General features: G+C 44.7%; 19 protein-coding genes and 1 riboswitch. Of the genes, 12 read left to right on the top strand and 7 right to left on the bottom strand.

Going from position 1 to position 21,353, the window contains the following annotated elements; genetic code table 11:
* Positions 1–526 precede the first annotated feature (526 nt).
* Positions 527–1,660, top strand: a complete 1,134-nt coding sequence (locus B5F18_RS10265; protein WP_242955843.1) for an NAD(P)/FAD-dependent oxidoreductase — start codon at positions 527–529, stop codon at positions 1,658–1,660.
* Here the strand turns inward: B5F18_RS10265 and B5F18_RS10260 are convergent.
* Both B5F18_RS10260 and B5F18_RS10255 read right to left on the bottom strand, forming a co-directional pair.
* Entirely contained in the window at positions 1,657–1,929 is a 273-nt protein-coding gene (locus B5F18_RS10260) for a helix-turn-helix domain-containing protein (RefSeq protein WP_087157565.1), read from the bottom strand. The genes B5F18_RS10265 and B5F18_RS10260 overlap by 4 nt on opposite strands.
* A 112-nt stretch (positions 1,930–2,041) precedes the next feature.
* A complete protein-coding gene (locus B5F18_RS10255) occupies positions 2,042–2,293 on the bottom strand; it encodes a helix-turn-helix domain-containing protein (RefSeq protein WP_087157564.1) in 252 nt (83 codons plus the stop codon).
* A 90-nt stretch (positions 2,294–2,383) separates the two neighbouring features.
* Between B5F18_RS10255 and B5F18_RS10250 the strand changes: the two genes are divergently transcribed.
* Complete coding sequence (locus tag B5F18_RS10250; RefSeq protein WP_242955842.1) at positions 2,384–2,689, top strand: hypothetical protein; 306 nt, start codon at positions 2,384–2,386, stop codon at positions 2,687–2,689.
* Between the two features lie 137 nt (positions 2,690–2,826).
* On the opposite strand, the gene lepB is transcribed toward B5F18_RS10250, so the two are convergent.
* Positions 2,827–3,372, bottom strand: coding sequence for a signal peptidase I (lepB, locus tag B5F18_RS10245; protein WP_087157563.1), 546 nt, complete (start codon positions 3,370–3,372; stop codon positions 2,827–2,829).
* A gap of 177 nt (positions 3,373–3,549) precedes the next feature.
* Positions 3,550–3,661, top strand: a riboswitch (TPP riboswitch).
* A 162-nt stretch (positions 3,662–3,823) separates the two neighbouring features.
* On the opposite strand from lepB, the gene B5F18_RS10240 reads away from it, so the two are divergent.
* The 4 genes from B5F18_RS10240 (at position 3,824) to B5F18_RS10225 (ending at position 6,642) form a co-directional block, all read left to right on the top strand.
* On the top strand, positions 3,824–4,120 hold the full coding sequence (locus B5F18_RS10240) for a thiamine-binding protein (RefSeq protein WP_087157580.1): 297 nt from the start codon (positions 3,824–3,826) through the stop codon (positions 4,118–4,120).
* A complete protein-coding gene (locus B5F18_RS10235; protein WP_087157562.1) occupies positions 4,089–4,853 on the top strand; it encodes an ABC transporter permease in 765 nt (254 codons plus the stop codon). The genes B5F18_RS10240 and B5F18_RS10235 overlap by 32 nt, the downstream gene beginning before the upstream one ends.
* Before the next feature lie 73 nt (positions 4,854–4,926).
* Positions 4,927–5,880: an ABC transporter substrate-binding protein gene (locus B5F18_RS10230; protein WP_442911373.1), complete on the top strand. Its 954-nt coding sequence runs from the start codon at positions 4,927–4,929 to the stop codon at positions 5,878–5,880.
* Between the two features lie 12 nt (positions 5,881–5,892).
* Positions 5,893–6,642: an ABC transporter ATP-binding protein gene (locus B5F18_RS10225; protein ID WP_087157561.1), complete on the top strand. Its 750-nt coding sequence runs from the start codon at positions 5,893–5,895 to the stop codon at positions 6,640–6,642.
* A 2-nt stretch (positions 6,643–6,644) separates the two neighbouring features.
* On the opposite strand, the gene B5F18_RS10220 is transcribed toward B5F18_RS10225, so the two are convergent.
* On the bottom strand, positions 6,645–7,517 hold the full coding sequence (locus tag B5F18_RS10220) for a YitT family protein (RefSeq protein ID WP_087157560.1): 873 nt from the start codon (positions 7,515–7,517) through the stop codon (positions 6,645–6,647).
* Between the two features lie 33 nt (positions 7,518–7,550).
* A complete protein-coding gene (locus B5F18_RS13070; protein ID WP_442911372.1) occupies positions 7,551–8,189 on the bottom strand; it encodes a TMEM164 family acyltransferase in 639 nt (212 codons plus the stop codon).
* A 141-nt stretch (positions 8,190–8,330) separates the two neighbouring features.
* Between B5F18_RS13070 and B5F18_RS10210 the strand changes: the two genes are divergently transcribed.
* Both B5F18_RS10210 and B5F18_RS10205 read left to right on the top strand, forming a co-directional pair.
* On the top strand, positions 8,331–9,053 hold the full coding sequence (locus tag B5F18_RS10210; protein ID WP_087157578.1) for an NAD-dependent protein deacylase: 723 nt from the start codon (positions 8,331–8,333) through the stop codon (positions 9,051–9,053).
* 21 nt (positions 9,054–9,074) lie between these two features.
* Positions 9,075–10,103: a threonine aldolase family protein gene (locus tag B5F18_RS10205; protein WP_087157558.1), complete on the top strand. Its 1,029-nt coding sequence runs from the start codon at positions 9,075–9,077 to the stop codon at positions 10,101–10,103.
* Positions 10,104–10,169: 66 nt separating this feature from the next.
* Here the strand turns inward: B5F18_RS10205 and B5F18_RS10200 are convergent, their stop codons facing one another.
* Positions 10,170–11,219: an alcohol dehydrogenase gene (locus B5F18_RS10200; protein ID WP_087157577.1), complete on the bottom strand. Its 1,050-nt coding sequence runs from the start codon at positions 11,217–11,219 to the stop codon at positions 10,170–10,172.
* A 122-nt stretch (positions 11,220–11,341) separates the two neighbouring features.
* Here B5F18_RS10200 and B5F18_RS10195 point away from each other — a divergent pair, with 122 nt between their 5' ends.
* Together B5F18_RS10195 and B5F18_RS10190 are read left to right on the top strand one after the other, a co-directional pair.
* On the top strand, positions 11,342–11,524 hold the full coding sequence (locus tag B5F18_RS10195; protein WP_087157557.1) for a DUF6472 family protein: 183 nt from the start codon (positions 11,342–11,344) through the stop codon (positions 11,522–11,524).
* A gap of 218 nt (positions 11,525–11,742) precedes the next feature.
* Entirely contained in the window at positions 11,743–18,501 is a 6,759-nt protein-coding gene (locus B5F18_RS10190; protein ID WP_087157556.1) for an endo-alpha-N-acetylgalactosaminidase family protein, read from the top strand.
* A 68-nt stretch (positions 18,502–18,569) separates the two neighbouring features.
* Here the strand turns inward: B5F18_RS10190 and B5F18_RS10185 are convergent, their stop codons facing one another.
* Positions 18,570–19,442 carry a class I SAM-dependent methyltransferase gene (locus B5F18_RS10185; protein ID WP_087157555.1) on the bottom strand — a complete coding sequence of 291 codons (873 nt, stop codon included), beginning with the start codon at positions 19,440–19,442 and terminating at the stop codon, positions 18,570–18,572.
* Positions 19,443–19,651: 209 nt separating this feature from the next.
* Here B5F18_RS10185 and yedF point away from each other — a divergent pair, with 209 nt between their 5' ends.
* Both yedF and selD read left to right on the top strand, forming a co-directional pair.
* The gene (yedF, locus tag B5F18_RS10180) at positions 19,652–20,254 is read left to right on the top strand and encodes a sulfurtransferase-like selenium metabolism protein YedF (RefSeq protein ID WP_087157576.1); all 603 of its coding nucleotides are present in this window, start codon (positions 19,652–19,654) and stop codon (positions 20,252–20,254) included.
* Positions 20,255–20,298: 44 nt separating this feature from the next.
* Positions 20,299–21,348 (top strand): selenide, water dikinase SelD, encoded by a 1,050-nt coding sequence (gene selD, locus B5F18_RS10175; RefSeq protein WP_087157554.1) that lies wholly within the window; start codon positions 20,299–20,301, stop codon positions 21,346–21,348.
* Positions 21,349–21,353 lie beyond the last annotated feature (5 nt).

Raw genomic sequence — 21,353 nt, 5'->3', positions numbered from 1 at the left:
GTTAGACCGATACAGAGAACAACCGAAAGAGTATAAATACCACAACCCTTATGATGATTGGATATTCCGTCAACTTGCAGATATTGACAACAGAAAAAACATTCCTAATACTTCTCCACAAGTAGACTTTAATGAGGGAGATTATGAAGATTATCTAAAGGCGAAATGGAACAGAGGTCTTTAATTTCCTCTTGCATGGAAGATATAGCAAATAAAAAGCCCAGTAAAGAGTGCAAAGCACCACCAATGGTGGCAAGGCTCTTGACAGGGCTTTTTCTTTTCTGTACGTGAAAAAATGTTGACAAATAAAAGAGTATTTGTTATTCTAAAGTTAGTTTAGACTAACTAAAGTAAATCTAGGAAAGGAGGAGTTAAATGCAAAATAGAAATTTTAGAAAAATCGTGATATTAGTATGTATATGTTTACTTTCAACACCAATAGCAACTATTATTTCCGATTGTATAGACGTAACTACCACTGAATACGCTATAAGCAGAATTTCTAATTACTCATGGAGCATTAGATTTGCGTGTCTTATGTTATCTATGTATTTTATTTTTGACAGAAAGGGGAACTAATGAAAGAGATGCGAAAGGGTTAAACTTTACAGAGGAAGATTTTTTTGATAAATACAGGATCGTGTGGAAAAAGGAGAGCGCCCGAAAAATTGATGTGGAAAAGCAGAAGGTTCTTTTGTCATCCGGGGAGGAAACGGGCTATGACAAGCTTTTGATCGCTTCAGGGGCAAACAGTTTCATTCCGCCTGTGGGAGATTTCAGAAAAGCAAAGAATGTGTTCGGACTTCGGCATTTAAAAGACGCAAAGGGAATCGATGAAATGGCAAAAGATGCAGAGCATATCCTGATCGTAGGTTCCGGTCTTGTGGGACTCGATGCTGCGTACGGACTTTTGGAGCAGGGAAAGATGGTTTCCATCGTGGAGATGGCTCCGCAGATCCTTCCGGTACAGCTGGATGCACATGCTGCCCTGGAGTATCAGAAACGTTTTGAAAAAGCCGGGGCAAAGTTTTATCTTGGATGTAAAGCACAAGAAGCTCTTTGCACGGAGGATGGCATGATACGAAAAGTGACCTTTGATACCGGGGAGAGCGTGGAGTGTGATATGATCATCGTGGCTGCAGGTGTGCGCCCGGCTGTGGAATTTCTCGATAACAGCAAGATTGCGGTGGAGAGAGGTGTCTGCGTGGACGAATATATGTGCACCAATGTGCCGAATGTGTATGCGGCAGGCGATGTGGCAGGACTTTCCGGAATCTGGCCAAATGCCATGAAACAAGGAAAGACAGCTGCACAGAACATGTGCGGGGCTTTGATAAAATATGAGGATCGTTTTGCCATGAAGAACACGATGAATTTCTTCGGACTTACAACGCTCTGTCTTGGACTGATCCGCGAAGAGGACGGGGATGTGGTTTTCTGGGAGGAAGACAGCAAAAATTATCGCCGCGCCATTGTAAGAGATGGAAACGTTGTAGGTATTTTATTGCAGGGGGACATCTCCAATACAGGAATCTGGCAGTATATCATTAAAAATAAAGTCAATGTAGGGGATATAGGGAAAGATTTGTTCCGACTGACCTTTGCTGATTTCTACGGCACAGGAGAAAGAGGAAAGTATGTCTGGACATACGAATCCTAATTGTTCTCCTGTCCGTTTTCCTTATCTGTTCCATCGATGAGTCTGGAATAGGAGACTTGAAAAACCTGTGAAAAAGCTTTCAGCTCAATATCCGTGACATAACGTTTATTTGTTTCAATTCTGGTTATGACATTTTTATCGATGTCATAACCGGCAAGCTGCAATTTGTTTGCAAGATCCCGTTGAGACAGGTGATGAATTCTTCGCAGTTTGATCAAATTATTGCTGATCAGATTTTTTTCTCCGGAATTTGTGCGTGGCTTTGGCATATGTTTCCTCTCCTTTCCAGTCTTTAATGTCTCAAGTTTTACATTGTTACTGATTTTAAATGGGAAAGAAAAAATATGGGGTTGTAAAAGTGAGACAAAATGGTGTAAAATATCAACGATCAGAACCGTCAATAAGGCGGGAGTAGGAAACGTGGAAAATCTGTGAGAAAGCTCTCAGCTCAATGTCCGTGACGTAGCGGTTATTGGTTTCAATGCGCGTGATGACATTCTTATCGATATCATAGCCGGCAAGCTGCATTTTATAGGCCAGATCACGCTGTGAGAGATGATTTTGTTTGCGGAGTGCGGCGAGGTGAGTGCCGATCAGATTTTTTTCACCGGTCTGACTTCGTGGTTTTGGCATTTGGGACCCTCCTTATTGAAAATATATTGTCTCAGTTTCTGCGCTATTTATAGATTTTATACGCAGAATTCATTGAAGACGGTTGTAAAAATGAGACAGAAAGGGATAGGGGACATGACAAAAGAGGAAAAAAAAGAGTTAGTGTATGATCTTATGACCGGAGCCCTGAATCTGGAGGAGTATCCGGTGGAGATGAGCAGACTTGTGGAGAATGAGTTTGAAGATGAAAAAGAGTGCGAGGAAGCTTACAGAGAAATCTATGAAGCAAAACAGAGTATTTGTGAAAGACTAGGTGAGGAAGAGGATAAAGACGTAGAAAAAATCATGGACAACTGGCTTGCGATCACAAGACATCTGTGTATGAAGATGTATGATTACGGAGAAAATCTGAAATAGGATTTGTCAGAGATGAAAGAAAATAGAAACAGGGTGCTGTAAAATGAAAATCGGATTTAAATTTTACAGCACCCTGTTTCTATCACTTTTAAATTGTAGAATAATCGCCTTCTTTCCCGGTGTCTGACTTAAGATGTTTATTCCTGAATTACGCCGATATTGTTGAACGGGTACAGACGAAAGACCGCACGGCCAATGATATCTTCCCGTTTTACCGGCCCCACACTCGGGTCCCGGCTGTCTTGGCTGTTGTTCCGGTTATCGCCCATGACAAAATATTCGTCATCCTTCAGTTTGATCTTTTTTGAGGCAATTCCCGGATTTAAAATGACTTCTTTTCCGAAGTCCTCTTTTAGCATTTTTCCGTTGATGTAAATGCTGCCTTCCTCGCTTATCTGGAGCGTCTCACCCGGAAGGCCGATGATACGTTTGATATAATAACCTTTTTCATTGTTCAGCATGTGCGGAAAAACGATGATATCGAACCGTTTTGGATCACGGAAATGGTAAGTGATCTTGTCGAGCACGAGGCTGTCATGGTCGTGCAGTGTATTTTCCATGGAGTGGCCTTCCACTGTTGTGCGCTCAAAGACAAAAGCATTGACAAAAGAGGCAAGACAGAGAATGACCGCAATGTATAGCGCCCAGCTTAAAATAGATTTCCAAAGATTTTTAAACTTCATATTTTTTCTCCCATCTGTCAGAGATGAAATCTTTTTGCTCTCTATGTTGCCTATTATAGATGGATTCCGTGGGAAAGAAAAGGGGATTAAACAAATTTTAAGATTTTGAGCATAAAATGGAGGTCAGGTTATAAATGATGCAAACTGGGTTGACTTTTGAAAAAGGATAAAGTAAACTGAACAGAGCAGGGGAGCTGGAGGAGTCCGGCTGAGAATAAAACCGAAACCGTTTTAGACCCATATACCTGAACCGGGTAATGCCGGCGTAGGAATCATAGAGACATGAGTGATGACTCCTGGAAGGGTGATGCCTGCCGGGAGTTTTTTATTCTATAGGAAATTTCGATTTCCTATAGAACAAAACCCTCCGGGAGGCATGATCTCGCCAAATCTGTTTCGGAAATACGCTCCTGTATCAAATTTGTTTACAGAAGAAATGGAGGAAAGAACAATGAATGCAAGTGTAGCAATCCAATCACTGCCATCAGCAGAAAATGACGAGGAATTGATCCGTATTGTAGATGAAGTGATCGATTACATTAAGGGCACGGGACTGAATTATTATGTGGGACCTTTTGAGACAACGATTGAAGGGGATTACGATGAGTTGATGGATATCGTAAAGGAGTGCCAGCACATAGCAGTGCGCGCAGGGGCTCCTTCTGTTGCAGCCTACATAAAAGTGAGCTACCGTCCGGAGGGAGATGTGCTGACGATTGAAAAGAAAGTTTCAAAACATCACCAGTAAGCTGTGGTCAGCAGCAGCCGTCGCTGTGATCCTCATTGTGTGGCAGTGTGTTTCCATGGCAGGACTTGTGCCGAATTACATGCTGCCATCTCCTGTTGAGGTGGCGGGAGCTTTTGCAGGAGAATTCCCGCTTTTGATGCAGAATGCAAAGGTAACGCTTTTGGAGGCATTCCTCGGACTTTTCTTCGGCGTTGCCCTTGGTTTTGTCATGGCAGTGTTGATGGATCACTTTGGGCGTCTGTATCAGGCCCTCTACCCGATCATCGTGCTGACCCAGACAGTTCCGACCGTGGCGATCGCACCGCTGCTTGTATTGTGGTTTGGGTATCAGATGCTGCCAAAGGTCATTCTCATTGTGATCGTGACTTTTTTCCCGATCACAGTAGGACTTTTGAATGGTTTTAGATCTGCGGATAGGGATATGATAGTCCTTATGCGCTCCATGGGAGCAGGAAAATTCCAGATTTTTAAATGTATCAAGCTGCCGGGCGCAATGGGACAATTTTTTGCAAGTCTGCGCATCTCTGCATCCTATGCGGTCGTGGGAGCAGTGATCTCCGAATGGCTTGGCGGGTTCGAGGGGCTTGGAGTATACATGACAAGAGTGAAAAAAGCGTTTTCGTTTGACAAAATGTTTGCCGTTATTTTTCTGATTTCTGTCATCAGTCTTCTTTTGATGAAACTGGTGGATGTGTTGCAGAAAAAATGTATGCCATGGGAAAACAAAAAGTAGGACAATGCGCGCAAGAAAGGATGAGAATATGAAAAAGAAAGTACTGACAGTGGTACTGGCGATCAGCATGGCGATGTCTTTATGTGCGTGCCAGGGAAATGAGAAGAAGGATACAAAAGGGAAAGAAAAAATTACATTTGTACTCGACTGGACGCCAAACACAAACCACACAGGTCTTTATGTTGCCGAAGAACAAGGATATTTTGACGAGGCAGGACTGGATGTGGAGATCGTACAGCCCCCGGAAGATGGTGCGGAGGCTTTGGTCGGAGCGGGGAAGGCACAGTTTGGGGTGTCTTTTCAGGATACCATGGCACCGGCAGTGGCAGGGGAAGGCAAACTTCCGGTCACAGCGGTTGCAGCCCTCATACAGCACAATACATCCGGCATTGTATCCAGAAAAGGAGAAGGGATGGAGCGGCCAAAAGGGCTGGAAGGGAAAAAATATGCAACCTGGGACGCTCCTATAGAAAAAGCGATGCTGAAAAATGTAGTGGAACAGGATGGAGGAAATTTTGACAAGGTGGAACTGATTCCGAGTACAGTGACAGATGAGGTGTCTGCACTGAAGTCAAAATCTGCGGATGCGATCTGGATTTTCTATGCATGGGCAGGCATTGCAACCAAGGTGGCAGGACTTGAGACCGATTATTTTGCGTTCAAGGATATCAACCCAGTGTTTGACTATTACACCCCGGTTGTGATCGCAAACAATGAGTTTTTAAAAGAAGAGCCGGATACAGCGAAAGCGTTTTTAAATGCCTTAAAGAAAGGCTATGAATTTGCGATTGAAAATCCGGACGATGCAGCGGACATTCTGTGCAAAGCAGCGCCGGAGCTGGATGAAGAGCTTGTTGCGGCAAGCCAGGAATATCTGGCAGACAGGTATAAAGCAGAGGTGGAAAGATGGGGATATATAGACCCGGACAGATGGAATGCGTTCTATCAGTGGCTCAACGAAAATAAGCTGACTGAGGAGGAAATCCCAAAAGATGCAGGTTTTTCCAATGACTATCTTCCACAATAGAGGAGAAATAACATGTCTGATTTGATTGTTGAAAATGTATCCAAGTCATTTGACGGGAAAAAAATTATTGAAGATATCTCAATCGAAGTGCACGAAAATGAGCTTGTAAGTCTTTTGGGAGTGAGCGGGGGCGGAAAGACAACGCTGTTCAATGTGATTTCCGGCCTTCTCATGCCGGAGAGCGGACATGTCTATCTGGACAGCGAAGAGATCACAGGGAGGCCCGGCAGCGTAAGCTACATGTTGCAAAAAGATATGCTGCTTCCATACCGCACTGTGGAGGACAATGTAGCCCTCCCGCTTTTGATCCGTGGAGAGAAGAAAAAAAGTGCAAGAGAAAAGGCCGGGGCTTACTTTGCAGAGTTTGGCCTTGAAGGTACACAGAAAAAATATCCGTCACAGCTTTCCGGGGGAATGCGGCAAAGAGCTGCGCTTTTGCGCACTTACCTGTTTTCGGACAAAATGGCTCTTCTCGACGAGCCGTTTTCAGCCCTTGATACATTGACAAAAAGCGCCATGCACAGATGGTATTTAAAGGTGATGCAACAGATTCACCTGTCTACGATTTTTATCACCCATGATATTGACGAGGCCATTCTTTTGTCAGACCGTATTTACATTCTGGCGGGAAAACCGGGAAGGATCACGAAAGAGATCAAAATCAGGGAGCCAAAGCCAAGAAGAGAAGACTTCAACCTGACGGAAACGTTCCTGAGCTATAAAAGAGAAATTTTAAAAGCAATCCAAGAAAAAAAGAGCTGATATCAGCTCTTTTTTTCTGGCCTTAATTTGGGGAGGGAAAAACCTTTCCCCTTTACTTCATTGACTCGGTCAATGATCATAAATGCGTTTGGATCAATGTCCATGACGATTTGGTTCAGGCGGTTTAGTTCTCTGTTTGAGATGACTGTGAGGACCACGAATTGTTCTTTGCGGAGATATCCGGTCCGGGCATGTAAAAGTGTGGAGCCGCGGTCCAGTTTTTCGATGATGGCTTTGTTGATTTCTTCATATTCAGGGCTTGTAATTTTTACCTGTGTCTGTACGCTGCCGATGACGAGCACGCGGTCGAGCACACATGTGTAGGTGATCACAAGCAGAATGCCATATAAAATGGATTCCTTTTCTGAGAAGACAGCCTGTCCGAGCAGAATCAAAAAATCAAATACATAGAGCATTCCTGATACAGAAAGTCCGGCTGTCTTTTTCAAGATGAGCGGCGGGATATCCATCCCTCCGCTGGATGCCCCGGCCCGGATAATAATGCCGATGGAAAATCCGATCATGATCCCGGCAAGAACCGTACACAGCATCCGGTCATCTGTAATGTTTCCAAGAGCCGGAAATTTCTGAAAGAAACCAAGGGCCACCGGAAAATAAAAGGTACTGATCAAGCTTGTCAGGGCAAATGCTTTTCCAAGGATAAAAGCGCCAAGAAAAAACATGACAACATTGAAACAAAATACAAAAACAGAAATCGGGACGTGAAGAAAATGTTCTGCGATCAGAGAAAGTCCGGTTGTTCCGCCCGTGATAAGTCCGTTTGGAAGGATGAACATGACGATTGCCAAAGCCATCCCTGTATTTCCAAGTAATATGAAAAAAATATTTTTAGGTTTGAAAATATTCGTGGACATAAAATTCCTCCATTTCAACACAATACTGTTATCCTAACACAACAGATTTGATTTGTAAATCCGCAGATTCCTTTTTTGAATGCTCAAAAAAGCAAGATGAAAGAGAGCAGAACCAAGAACAATGGAAAGAACATAAAAAATCAGGGAGACAGGGCGGCCAAATAGATGGGCGATATCCCGGAAAACGGCCTGGGTGACAGGATAGTAGGGATTGATATAGAACATATTGATCTGTGTAAAAGTGTGCAGGGACAGATTCAGTATTTCAGCGATCCCACATCCCAGTGCAAAAATACAGGTGGCATGTCTCCAATGTTTCCATGTAAAGGAAAAATCTGCGGTAAGACCTGCCAAAAGTCCAAGCAGAATGAGGACGAGATGCCATAAATACGAGTGTATGGTGAGTGGGGGAAGAGGGTATAAAAGTCCACTTGTGTCAAAAAAAGTAAAAATACCGCTAAGCAGAGTATAATCCATGAGAAATACTTTTACAGTGTGTTTGCCTTCTTCGGAAAGAAAAGGGACGGCAAGGCAAAGGTACATTGGGATGCTGCACAGCTGAAATGGGAAATACCACCAATTATAGTGTCCCTGGCCAAGAACAAATGTGAGTGTATATTGTTTCCAGAGTTCACTGACAAACAAAAAAAGACCGGTGAAAAAAAGAATCATATCTGACTTTGTGTGAAAATATGTGCGCAAACTCTCACCTCCCGAAACAACTTTGCTCTTATTATAACAGGTTTTGTCCAAAATATGTTAGAATGAAAAGGAAACAACAGGGAAGCAATGGTTTGGACAGAGAAAGAGGGGATGGATGTGGAGGAAGATATAAGACAGTTAAAAGGGATGGTGGAGAAAAGTCACCGTATTGTGTTTTTCGGTGGAGCTGGAGTGTCTACGGAGAGTGGAATACCCGATTTTAGAAGCAGCGGCGGCCTCTACAGCCAGAAATACAAATATCCGCCTGAGCAGGTGGTGAGCCATACATTTTTTATAAGCCATACAGAAGAGTTCTTTGAATTCTACCGGGACAGAATGATGTTTTTGGACGCAAGGCCAAATGCTGCCCACGAGAAACTGGCCAAATGGGAGAAGGAAGGGGAATTGCTTGCTGTAGTGACTCAGAATATCGACGGACTTCACCAGCTGGCAGGCAGCAGGCATGTGCTCGAGCTGCACGGCAGCATCCACCGCAACTACTGTATGCAGTGCGGCAAGTTTTACGATGCCGGATATATTAAAAATGCCGGGGGAATCCCGCACTGTGAGTGCGGAGGAATCATCAAACCTGATGTGGTTCTCTATGAAGAACAGCTGGATGCCCAAGTGATCCGTGAGAGTATCCGGGCAATTGAAAAAGCAGATATGCTCATTATCGGAGGAACCTCCCTGGCTGTGTATCCTGCGGCAGGTTTTATCGATTACTTCAAAGGGAAATACATGGTGGTCATCAATAAATCTGCAACTGTGCGGGATGTACATTGTGATCTGTGTATTCAAAAACCAATCGGCGAAGTGCTGGGACAATTATAAAACAGAAAGGACAGAAGACAGATGAAGATTCAATTTGAGTGTGATTATGAAGAAGGCGCGCATCCGCGTATTATGCAGAAACTTGTGGAGACAAATCTTGTGCAGACGTGCGGATACGGGGAAGACGAGTATTGTAAGCGGGCCCAAGAGCGCATCAGGGAAGTGTTTGCATGCCAGGACGCGGATGTCCATTTTCTTGTGGGTGGAACTCAGGCCAACCTGACCGTGATCAGCAGTATTTTAAGACCTCATCAGGGTGTTATCTGCGCGGACAGCGGACACATCAATGTCCACGAGACAGGAGCAGTGGAGGCGACAGGACACAAGGTGCTTGCGATTCCCGGGAAGGATGGAAAAATTTCTGCAAAAGCAGTGAAGAGTCTTTTGGATGCGCACTGGAATGACACCACCCATGAGCATATGGTACAGCCGGGAATGGTATACATTTCATTTCCTACAGAAAACGGAACACTTTATTCAAAGGAAGAGCTCAAAGAACTGCATGAAGTGTGCAGGGAATGGAATCTTCCGCTGTTCCTCGACGGCGCAAGGCTCGGATATGGTCTTGCGTCCAAGGCAAATGATGTGGAAAAAGAAGACCTGGCAAAATTATGTGACGTCTTCTATATCGGCGGAACAAAGGTGGGGGCTTTGATGGGAGAGGCCGTGGTCATTGTCAATGACAAGTACAAACAAGATTTCCGCTATATGATGAAACAAAAAGGAGGGATGCTTGCAAAGGGAAGACTTCTTGGAATCCAGTTTGAGACGCTTTTTGAGGATGGGCTTTACTTTAAGATTTCAGAACATGCAGATCACCTGGCAATGAAATTAAAACAAGGGCTTTTGGAAAAAGGATATCCGCTTTTGTTTGATTCCCACACAAACCAGCAGTTCCCGGTCATTCCCGATGAAAAGCTAAAAGAGCTGGACGAAAGTTTTACATACAGCTATTGGGAAAGAATTGACATGGCGCACAGCGCCATCCGTCTCTGCACGAGCTGGGCTACAAAAGAAGAGGCGGTGGATGACCTGCTATCAAGATTATAGCATTAGAAAAGAGAAAGAGGATGTCAGGGGTTATAGAGAGTGCCTAACATCCTCCTTTATGTGAGTTTATTGTTCATCCATGTAAAGGGCGATCTTCATTACATCTTCTTTTTTGGTTTCAAAGATATCATATGCTTCCATTGCAGAAGAGAGTGGAAAACGGTGTGTGATAAGACAGCGTGTATCCAGCTCGCCCCGGGAGATCAGCCGGAGGATCTCATCGCAGTCCGATGCATCCACTCCTCCGGTTTTAAAAGTTAAGTTCTTTCCGTACATGTCGGGAAGAGGGAGCAGCTGGGGCTTTTCATATAAAGCAACAATGCATACGCAGGCGTTTGGTCTGGCAAGCTGCCACGCCATCTGGAATGTGTCCTCACCGCCGGCAGCCTCAATGACAACATCCGCGCCGCGGCCGTGGGTGAGAGACAAAAACGTCTGATAAAAGTCTTTTGAACCTGGACAAAGAACAGTGTTGGCAATTCCTTTATCCTTTATAAGAGCAAGGCGTTTCTCATTCGTGTCAATGGCAATGATCTTTTCCGGGCCGTAAAGTCTTGCGCACAGCATAGTGCTGATTCCAGCAGGTCCGGCGCCTATGACAGCCACGCAGTCATTCTCTTTGATATCTCCGATCTTGGCACCCCAATATCCGGTCGCAAGAATATCACCTGTAAACAGGGCCTGCTCATCGTCCACATTATCAGGAATGTGGTTGAGCCCATTGTCTGCATAGGGAACCCGCACGTATGCTGCCTGGCCGCCGTCGATACGGCACCCAAGGGCCCAGCCTCCGTTTTTATCCTGACAGTTGTTTACGAACCCCTTTTTACAGTAAAAACATTCCCCGCAAAAGGTCTCCACATTGACTGTCACACGGTCTCCGGGGCGGAATTTTTTGACATTTTGTCCTGTTTCCTGCACGATTCCAACCATCTCGTGTCCGACGATCACCCCTTCCACGGCTTTTGGAACAGCCCCGTGTTTGATATGGATGTCGCTGGAACAAATAGAAGCACATGTCACTTTTACGATCGCATCCCGCTCGTCCAAGAGTTGGGGGATTGGACGTTCTTCAATTGCAAAGCATCCCTTTGAGCGGTATACAACAGCTTTCATGGTTTGTTTATGATTCATGATATCAACCTCCTCACAATATGCTGATGTCTGTATTATAACATCTGGAATGTATACAGGAAAGAAACCGAATGCTATACTGAAAAGAAAAAGGAGGGGATCATATGGCAGGAAATGGCAGCTGCGAAAATTGTGCCAACTATGTGTACGATGAGGAGTACGAGTATTATATCTGTGAAGTGGATCTGGATGAGGATGAAATGATGCGCTTTCTGTCCGGAAATGTGAGGGCTTGCCCCTGGTTCAGGCTGGACGATGAGTACAGGATAGTCAGAAAACAAATCTGATAAATTTAGCAGGATATTTTGGACATGGTGCATAGAAGAAATGGCTAAAATTATACATATTGCATAAGCTGAGGCAAAAATTTGGGTAAACAAACAAAGAAAATGGACAAAAGTCTAAAGCCTAAAAAAGGGGAGACAGGTTATACTTGATAATAAGTGGGAGTGTCTCTATATGGACCCCTGCATTAAAAATCTATTTTTAAAGAAAGGAGTATATTATGAAAAAGTTTTGGAAAAAACTGACAGCCAGCTTTCTTGTGATGGCTATGGTGTGCACGACACTGTTCGGCGCACTGCCTAGTTTGGAAGTACTGGCAGCGCCTAAGATGATGGCGCATCTGAAAGCCGGCAGCGGAAATGGAAACGGGCACTTCGGCAGCGGAAACCCGGAAGCATTTATCCTGTCCGACAATGCGGGTTACACGGACGAGGACTTTAGTTTTACGTTCAAACTCGGCAGCACAAATGCGGATACAAGATTCCGTTTTGTGACAAAATATGCAGATGACTCCAACTGGGGCTATATCGCATATGACGGAGCCACAAACTGGTTCTATGAATTCAAAAACAATGGTTCCGGCAGCTATCCTAGCTTAGAAGGATTGCCTGCAGTACAGCAAAATGACATAGTAAATGTCAGTGGTACATATGAAACGGATGGTCTTCACATTACGGTGGAGAATACAACATCCGGTCAAAAGGGAACTGCAGTTGCAGACAATGCGGACTTCCTGGCTTTGAAAGACAAAGAAGGACAGGTTGGATTCGGGGCTGCAACATACGGTGAAGCGTATACAGACATCTATTTCTCCGATGTGACAGTTGGAGAAAACGCATACCAGTCATATGACAACTGGCAGCTTTACAAAGACGCGGAAGGCCAGGTTTGGGAACCGGCAGTGGAAGTGTCTGACGGAGAAGGAGAAGAGCCATCCCAACAAGGAAGAGCATGGTACAAGATCACAGGTGGACGCAACAATGGCGGCGGACATGCTTATGGAAACCCAAATGTATCTGCGCCGATCCTTCTTCTTGACAATGACAAACGCATGGGTGAGGGCGGAGAACTCTCTCTTGCAGTAAAACCTAGCGGTAACTGGGGTGTATTCTACAGCTATATGGATGACAATAACTGGCTGTATGTTGGGTATGACGGAAGCAGTAAATGGTACTATCAGTACAATTTAAATGGTTCCGGTTCCTATCCTGGAATCGCAGGACTTCCGGACCCGGTAGAGGGAGAAGAACTGTCCATGTCCATTTCCCTGAACAGAGAGACTCTCTCGGTTACAGTAAACGGAACAACAGTGCGTGTGACAAATCAGGATCTGATCAGCTTTGCAGAGAAGACTAAAGATCAGGGAAGGTTTGGTGTGAAGACAAACGGTGCAACATCCATCTCTTTTGCCGATGCAAAATACAATGGTGAAAACTGTATGGAAGACAACTGGGGATTCTGTGCAGAAAGAGACGGACAGCTTGTGGAAAAAACATACACAGCTCTTGTACCTGTTACGGGAACAGTTACATCCAAAGAAACAGGTGAGCCGGTAGCGGATGCAAGCGTACGTCTTGGAACAGAAGTGACAACAACAGATGCAGACGGACATTATCAATTCGCATCCATGGAAGTCGGAGAGTACAGCATGGCTGTGACAAAACCGGAATTCCAGGCATACCTTGAAACAGTTACTTTGGAAGAAGACAAAGACAATGTCTTTGATATTCAGCTGGAGGAAAAGAAACCTTTGGATCTTAGCCAATATGATACGATTCAGTCTGATGTCATGAAAGTGTACATTGGTAAAGATTTCCCGATCGTGGCAAGATATGAGATGCTCTCAGATGCAGAAACATTTTTCCGCGGAAATGAGCAGGAATTAAATGAAGTTGCGATCAATGGTGTTGCGATCAAACCGGAAGTGACACTTGGTGAGACAACACAGTCTTCCAGGGAATATGTTCTTCACATCGAAGATGCAGAAACAGAACTAGACTTTGACATGACAGTAAAGATCAGCGTGGAAAACAATGATGTGACATGGCAAGTCACAGACATTAAGAAGGCGGACGGATGCGCAAAAATCGCAACGATCGATGTACCGAATCTTAACCTTCTGACTGTGGATTCGATTGAGACAGGCGCAAACTTTGCAGGTGCTCTGGCATCCACGACAACAACATCCAACGCAGATGTTTATATCAACTTTAACGACGGATTTATCCCGGCTGATTCCACAAATTACCTGTATGGATTCCTGACAAACGGAAAATTGAGCGCAGGACTTTTCAGCAACTCTGAAGCAGAGGGCGACAAACGTGTGGTTCGAAACAATGGAGCAGACACCATGAGCCTTACAAGCGCACCATGGTACTATGAGCTGGGTGACAAAAACGGACAAAAATACGCGGACAGATATGAAGACTATCCGGTGAGTGAACTCCCTGTAACAAAAGTTGCCATCGGAGCAGATGAGAACCAGGATGGAGATATCGACTGGAATGATGGTGCACTTGCATTCCGTGATATCATGAATATTCCATACGGTTCAGATGTGATCAAAGATCTTGTAAACTACCGTATTGTTATGAACTTCGGTAGTATGACAACAAACCCGTATCTTGAGACGGCTGATAACATCAAGAAAGTTTATCTGGCAACAGACGGACTTCCTCAGGCAGTTATGCTCAAAGGTTATGGAAATGAAGGTCATGACTCAGCAAACTCAGAGTATGCAGATATTTCTGAAAGAGAAGGCGGTGTAAAAGACTTCCAGAACCTGATCAAGATCGCTCATGACTATAATACAGAGATTGGTATCCATGTAAATGCACAGGAAGCATATCCGGAAGCAAAATCCTTCTGTGAACCGATGATCGGAGCAGAGTATGGAATCGGAAATGGCTGGGGATGGCTTGACCAGTCCAAGACAATCGATAAGCTTTGGGATCTGTCATCCCAGGCAAGATGGAAACGTTTTGTGCAGTTGTATGACAGAATCAATGGAACCGATTTCTACAGCAGAGATTGGGACAAAGGTGAATATGTGGAAGACTCCAAGGGAGAGGTGAAGGCATCCAAAGAAGAGATCCAAAAAGATGCAGAGAACAGAAAAGATAATATGGATTTCATTTATCTGGATGTATGGTATCAGGATTCCTGGGAGACAAGACAAGTTGCAAAAGAAATCAATTCTCTTGGATGGAGATTTACTACAGAGTTCAGTGCGCAAGGTGAGTATGACTCTACATGGCAGCATTGGTCAACTGATGCAACATACGGAGGAGCAAGCTCCAAAGGATTCAACAGTGACATCATCCGTTTCATCAGAAACGATCAGAGAGATTCTCAGGTTCTCAATTATCCAAGCTTTGGCGGAACAGCGGACAACCCGTTGCTTGGCGGAGCCCGCATCTACGGATTTGAAGGATGGGGAGGAGACCAGAACTATACAAACTACATCTATCAGACATTCAATCAGAACCTGCCGACAAAATTCCTGCAGCACTACTATGTATCTGATTGGGTAAATTACGATGAAACAAGCGGTGAAGAGTCACCGGTCGGCAACCACGAAAAACAGATCAGCCTTATGAATGATGAAGGCGATAAAGTGGTTGTAACAAGAAACGAAGCGCAGAGAAGTGACGAGGAAATCGAGCGCACCATCACATTAAATGATAAAGTCATTCTCAACACAGATACAGAAGGTTCTTCTTATCTTCTTCCATGGACAGACAACCAGGACGGAACAGAAAAACTGTACCACTGGAATCTGGACGGGGGAACAACCACATGGGAACTTCAGGATGACTGGACTGATTGTGGAAATGTGATCGTATATGAACTTTCTGACCAGGGACGTATCAATGAGAGGACAGTTCCGGTTGTGGATGGAAAGGTTACTCTCGATGCAAAAGCAGCTACTGCATATGTAGTAGTAAAAGGAGCAGGAGAAAAGACACTTAAAGCAGATTTTGGTGAAGACGGCTACGTGGTGGATCCAGGATTCAACGGTTATCCTGGTGCCGGAGAAAAACTTTCTTCAGATGAGTGGTCAGGAGATATTGACAGCGATGCAATCGTTGTGGAAAAGGACAGCACAGGAGATCAGACACTGGCATTCAACAGCCCGGATAAAGATGTGAAAGTTACTACACAGATTTCAGGACTGGAAAAAGGAAAAGATTACGTTGCAATTGCCTATGTTGACAATGAAAGCGATGCCAAAGCTACAATGACAGTGTGTGCAGGGGACAAAGAAACGTCCAACTATACAATGCGCTCCGTAGTTCCAAACAGTGTAGCATCTGATGAAGAGCACGGCAGCAACATGCAGCGTATGCTTGTATCCTTTGTTGCAGAAGGAAAAACAGCGGATCTTACATTTGCAAGAAAAGCTGGTGAAGGGGCAACATATTTTGACGATATCCGTGTCGTACAAAAAACTTTGAACAACTTCCAGAAAGATGGAAGCTTTACTCAGGATTTTGAATCTGTGGCAGAAGGGCTGTATCCGTTTGTAACAGGACGTGTTCAGGCAGGAGGAGACCAGGTATCTCATCTGTCCCAGCTCCATGAACCATATACACAGACAGGATGGAATGGAAGAGTGATCGATGATGTGATCGATGGAGAGTATTCTCTGAAACATCACGGCACAAACACAGGTATCATTTTCCAGACAGTTCCTCAGAATTTCCACTTTGAGGCTGGCAAGGTATACACAGTAGAATTCGATTATCAGTCCGGACCGGATAAGGCATATGGACTTGTCATCGGAAGTGGTGCAGGAACAGCAACTCCGGCGGATGAAAACTGGCTGGCACAGGCAAGAGGAGAAGAAGGTCAGAAACACTTTAAGACAACATTCACTGCAAGCGGAGACGGACAGACATGGATCGGTATCTATGAGAATGGCGGACTGGCAGGCAGCGGCAGCATGGGAGAGACGGATCTGGTTATCGATAATCTTGTGATCAAAGAAGATCCGGACGCTATTTCCGTGGCAATTGACAAGACAGAGCTTTACAAAGGTGAAACTGCAACGATCAGCGGAAGCAACCTTGAAAAAGTGACATGGAAATCAAGCGACGAAAAAGTTGCAAAAGTAGAGGATAACAAAGTTCTCGCATTAGAAAAAGGAACTGCGGTATTGACAGCAGAAATCCCGAATGCAGAGGCGATCGAATTTACAATCACAGTATTAGATCAGGTAGTTGTAGATATCGATGGACTTCAGATGACTGCAGCTGCAAACACAGAATATGCTTTGCAGCCGGCAGGAAACGCGGTAGACGGAAATTCCGGTACATGGTGGCACAGCAACTGGGCAGGAGAAGGCTTTGTTGTCAGCCCTGAAAATCCGGCAATCCTGACAGTAGACCTTGGAAAAGCAATAGAATTTGGCGGATTTAAATTCCAGCAGAGAAATGACTCCAATGTAAATGGTATTGTGCGCCAGTTCAGCTACAGAATCCTTGACGAGAATAAGGAAGAGATTGCATCTGCATCTGCAGTAACTGTAGATAAAAATCTTCAGAGCAATGGTGCTTGGGTTGAGACTCAGTTCGACTCCAATGTGGCGGGACGCTATATTGAATTCAGTATAGAGGTCGGCGGAAATGATTTCGCAGCTGTCACAGAGATTGCTCCGTTCGCTGTACAGAAAGTGGCAGAAGAAATCTCTATGGATGATGCAAAAGTCAATATAGGCGAAACTGTGGAAATGCAGCTCAAACATGAGGAAGGAACTCTTGTAAAAGGTATTGTATGGAGTTCTTCCGATGAAGAAGTTGCAACAGTAGACCAGAACGGTGTTGTAAAAGGTGTCAAAGAGGGAACAGCAACCATCACAGCATCCAACGTGGCAGGCCTTAGCGCAAGCGCGACTGTAACGGTTGGAGAGGCAATCGAGTCAGAAGTTTCCGTTGCAGTTCTCAAATACGCAATTGAACTTGCAAAAAAAGTGGATACAACAGATGTAATTCCGGCAATCGTAACAGAATTTGAAGCAAGACTGGCAAATGCAAATGATATTGTTGCAAAAGTAGAAACAGGAGATAAGACTGTTACACAGGAAATGGTTGACAACAGCTGGAAAGCGCTCATCGATATCATGCAGTATCTTTCCTTCAAACAGGGTGATAAGACAGACCTTGAGAAAGTCATTGCCTTTGCAGAAAGTCTGGATATGAATGATTATGTTGACGATGAGAAGAAGGATGCATTCCTTGAAACTTTGGATGCAGCGAAAGTTGTAAGAGACGATCCGAATGCAATGCAGAAAGAGATTGATGATGCTTGGATGGCTCTTTTAAAAGCAACAGCAGAGCTGAACCGCAAGATGGCAAACAAGGAAGACTTGAACAAAGTCATTGAGTGGGCAAGCGCATTGGACTTAAGCCTGTATCTTGAAGAAGGTCAGGATACATTCAATACTGCCCTTGCAACAGCAAAAGAAGTTGCAGAAGATTTTATGGCTACCCAGAAACAAGTGGACGATGCTTGGAAAGCCCTTATGGATGCAGCAAGCGCGCTGAGACTGAAACCAGACAAGAGCGCACTTGAGGCCCTTATCAATCAGGCTCAGGCAATGAACCTTGAGGGAGCAAATGAAACAGATGTGGAAGTCTTCTCAAGAGCACTTGCATCAGCGGTATCTGTTCTGAACAACGATCAGGCAGGCAGAGATCTCGTTGAGACAGCTACAAAAGAACTTCAGGCATCCATCGACAACTTGTTGGCATCAACAAGCGGCACACCGGACCAGACAGATGATACAAAGGCAGTCGGTTCCGGCAGCAGTACATCAAACAATGACAAAGCATCAGGGGCATCTGACACAGGAAATCAGTCTGTGAAGAGTGCGAAGACAGGAGATGCTGCAAACCCGGTGGCAATTATTGTCCTCTTGGTTGTAGCAGCTGCAATTGTGGGCGGAGTCATTGTATACAGACGAAAAAATAAAGAATAAAAAACGGTCTGCCTAAAAAGGCAAAACCGTAAAAAAGTACCCGGGGTATTTGAAATCCCCGGGTATTTTTAAATGATATCTCTACATATTTCCCAACGAGCGGATGCGCCGCAAGGGAGGACAAGACCATTGGAAGTGACCGGAAGTCCGATTTCCTGTGACTCCACCTTTCCTTTCCAAGGAGCAAGCTCAGTGGAGAGCATGTAAGTCAGCACAGCAGGAGCAAGTCCTGTGGTGTAAGAGTTGATGAGAAAGAAAAGCGGGTCATCGGAGAGTATCTTTGTGCAGAGCCGGATGAGAGGGTGAATGGCATCCTCGATTTTCCAGATCTCACCTTTTGGTCCGCGGCCATAAGAAGGAGGGTCCATGATGATGGCATCGTAATGATTTCCTCTTCGGATCTCCCGCTCCACGAATTTGACGCAGTCATCCACAAGCCATCGGATTGGTGCATCCTCAAGGCCTGAAGAGACTGCATTTTCTTTTGCCCATCCGACCATTCCTTTGGACGCATCTACATGCGTTACATGAGCCCCTGCTGCAGCTGCGGCCAAAGTTGCTCCGCCTGTGTACGCAAATAGATTGAGTACTTTCACCGGCCTTCCTGCATGTTTTATTTTTTCTGAAAACCAATCCCAGTTTGTTGCCTGTTCTGGGAAAAGACCAGTATGCTTAAAGTTGAACGGTTTTAAGTTAAAGGTCAGATTTTTGTAATGAATCTGCCACTGTTTTGGTAGGTCAAAGAACTCCCATTCCCCGCCTCCTTTTTTACTGCGGTGATAGTGCCCGTTTGGATGTTTCCAGCCTTTTAACTTTTTGGGTGTATTCCATATCACCTGCGGATCCGGTCTTATGAGGAGAAAATCTCCCCACCGCTCCAGCTTTTCGCCGTTTGAGGAATCGAGCACTTCGTATTCTTTCCAGCCATCTGCTATCCACATATCTATAAAATCCTTTCTTGATCATGAATGAGTTCCTGTCTTTAAATCGAAGTTATTATATCAGCAATCCCACAAAAACACAATGTCCTATTTATAGCCGGAAACGATATAAGAATAGAAAAAGGAAATAAAAATTGGGTTTACCCATAGGAGAAAGAGTGATAGAATATTTCTATAAGTGTAAAAATGAAGGAAGGGAATATAGGATTATGAAAATTCAAGTAAATGCGATCGGGGACGCTTGCCCGATTCCGGTTATTAAAACAAAAAAGGCGATGCAGGAGCTAAAGGGAAATCAAGTGCTGGAGGTTTTGGTGGACAATGAGACCGCAGTGAAGAACGTTACAAAATTTGCAAACAGTATGGGCGCAGAGGCTGTTTCAGAAAAATTGGAAGAGAAAAAATACCGCATAGAAATCAAAGGATCTGAAATCGGGGACACGGATACTGAGGAGACATGCAAGGCAGAAATCAAAGGAGATACCATTGTAGTTGTTGCGTCGGACAAGATGGGAGAAGGAAATGACGAGCTTGGCAAAGTTTTGATGAAAGGTTTTATTTTTGCAGTCACACAACTGGACGAGCTGCCAAAAACCATGCTGTTTTACAATGGAGGAGCCACATTGACTGCCGAGGGCTCAGACAGTCTGGAAGATTTAAAGGGATTGGAGGAGCAAGGCGTGGAAATCCTTACTTGTGGAACTTGCCTGAATTATTATGGGCTGACAGAAAAATTAGAAGTCGGTACAGTGACAAATATGTACAATATTGTGGAGAAAATGGCACAGGCAGGAAGGATTATCCGCCCGTAAAATCAGGAAAACTTCATGCATGATCAAAGAAAGGATATAAGAGGATGGAAGAAAAGATTCGACTGACGCAGATGACAAAGACGGCCGGATGAGCGGCAAAGATAGGTCCAAAGACCCTTGCCCAGGTTCTGGGCAAGCTGCCGAAATTTTATGATGAAAATCTTCTGGTTGGATTTGAGACATCTGACGATGCCGCTGTTTACAAGATCACGGACGATGTCGCACTGATCCAGACCGTGGATTTCTTTACACCTATTGTAGACGAACCATATATGTTTGGACAGATTGCGGCTGCCAATTCGTTAAGCGATGTATACGCCATGGGAGGGGAGCCAAGACTTGCACTCAATATCGCAGGATTTCCAAACTGTCTTGATCCCTCCATACTGGCGGAAATACTGGCAGGGGGAGCGGATAAAGTAAAGGAGGCAGGAGCCGTCCTTGTAGGAGGGCATACCATCCAGGATGATGAGCCAAAATACGGCCTTTGCGTTGCCGGCTTTGTGCATCCAAAGAAAATATGGAAAAACTACGGAAGCAGGCCGGGAGATGTACTGATCTTGACAAAGCAGATTGGAAACGGGATTGTGAATACCGCGATCAAGGCACAGATGGCAGACGAAGAATCCATAAAGGAAGCACAGGTTGTGATGGCGTCCCTGAACAAAAAAGCCAAAGAAGTGGTGGATGAGGGAAGAAATATACGTGCATGTACAGATATCACAGGATTCGGACTTCTCGGCCACTGTGCGGAGATGGCTGTGGCCAGCGAAGTGACGTTTCAGCTGAATGTAAAGAAGATACCGTTTGTGAAAGGTGCGGATGAGTATGCGAAAATGGGGCTTGTCCCTGCAGGCGCATACCAAAACCGGGAGTACAGCGGAAAGTATGTGGACCCGGGAAAAGCCATGGAGTATGAGCAGGATCTTTTGTATGATCCACAGACTTCCGGCGGGCTTTTGCTCAGCGTACCAAAAGAATTGGCGGATGATGTGATGGAAAAATTTGAAAGCAAACATATGGATACCAAAGTAGCGGTCATAGGACAAGTAGTGGAAAAAGAGCCGGATGCAAATTATATCCGTCTTATATAAAACAG

This window comes from Lachnoclostridium sp. An181 (assembly GCF_002160325.1).
Taxonomy (GTDB): domain Bacteria; phylum Bacillota; class Clostridia; order Lachnospirales; family Lachnospiraceae; genus An181.
Note: the sequence above shows the minus strand (reverse complement) of the source record. Positions and strands in the feature narration are given on the sequence as shown.